Below are 1077 nucleotides of genomic sequence, written 5' to 3'. Positions count from 1 at the left end.
GCATTGAAAAATGAAGAAATGAAACAATATAGCCATGAATTACGAGGAAAAAATCATGGCAAGAAAAGCAAGTGGAACAGATCAATTAGTCTCAGCCCGAGAATTGTTGAGGACAGCCAAAACGGCGGCTGAGTTGAGGGCGGCCCAAGCGGTATTGCTGCCATTGGAATTGGGAATGTCGATAGAGGAAACGGCGAAGGCCATTGGTCGTTCCATTAGATGGACGTGCAGCATGCGCACGCGCTACTGTAAGGTCGCTCGTGGCGAAGAGGAGGCACCTCGAGCGAAACGAGTCCTTCGTAATCGTGCGATTGCCACGCTTGAACAGGAAGCACAAATTCTGAATGAGGTTTTGGTGGAAGCGGCTCAATGCGGCGTGGTGGTTGTTCCTCCGCTTAAAGAGAAAATCGAGGAACGGCTAGGTAAGCGAGTAGCGCTCTCAACGATTTATCGAATGCTGGCTCGCCATGGCTGGCGTAAATTAGCACCGGATACTGCTCATCCTCAAGGAGATGCTGCGCTGCGCGAGGATTGGAAAAAAAACTTAAGGAGCGGCTAGATGAAATGGTAGCTGCGTGGGGTAATCATCGACCACTACGTTTGATGTTCCAGGATGAAGCCCGCTTTGGCCGCATTACAGACAGACGTTATTGTTGGTGCCGCCGTCCAGATCGACCGGTGGTGAGTGCCATGGTGACGCAAGAGTATACTTATGTTTACGGAGCAGTCAGTCCCTTCGATGGAGCCTTCGACAGTTTGGTGTTGCCTCATGTCAACAGCGATTGCATGCAGATTTTCCTCAATGAGATTGCCAACCGTTACCCTGGTGATCACGTCGTTATGATCCTTGATGGTGCTGGCTGGCATAAAAGCAAGGATTTCCATTTGCCTGAGAACCTCCGTTTGTTATTCCTGCCACCGTATTCCCCTGAACTAAATCCGCAAGAACATATTTGGGATGAACTGCGAGAAAAATACTTTCATAACCGCGTGTTTGACAGCATCGATGCGCTCGAGAATCATTTGGTTGGCGCTTTATATGATCTCGAAAATGTTCCTGCTTTAATCAAAAGTATA

The 1077-nt window shown here is 48.7% G+C and carries 2 protein-coding genes; both read left to right on the top strand.

Annotated features, from left to right (window positions below):
* Positions 1 to 55: 55 nt before the first annotated feature.
* On the top strand, positions 56 to 559 hold the full coding sequence (locus R2Q26_RS15310) for a helix-turn-helix domain-containing protein (protein ID WP_317537083.1): 504 nt from the start codon (positions 56 to 58) through the stop codon (positions 557 to 559).
* A gap of 5 nt (positions 560 to 564) precedes the next feature.
* The coding region (locus R2Q26_RS15305; RefSeq protein ID WP_317537082.1) for an IS630 family transposase at positions 565 to 1077 on the top strand (513 nt) is incomplete at its 3' end.

Source organism: Nitrosomonas sp. Is37, assembly GCF_033063275.1.
Lineage (GTDB): Bacteria > Pseudomonadota > Gammaproteobacteria > Burkholderiales > Nitrosomonadaceae > Nitrosomonas.
Note: the sequence above shows the minus strand (reverse complement) of the source record. Positions and strands in the feature narration are given on the sequence as shown.

Excerpts from the sequence above, each read along its gene's own strand:
- R2Q26_RS15310 (WP_317537083.1), top strand. The coding sequence starts at position 56 with ATGGCAAGAAAAGCAAGTGGAACAGATCAATTAGTCTCAGCCCGAGAA.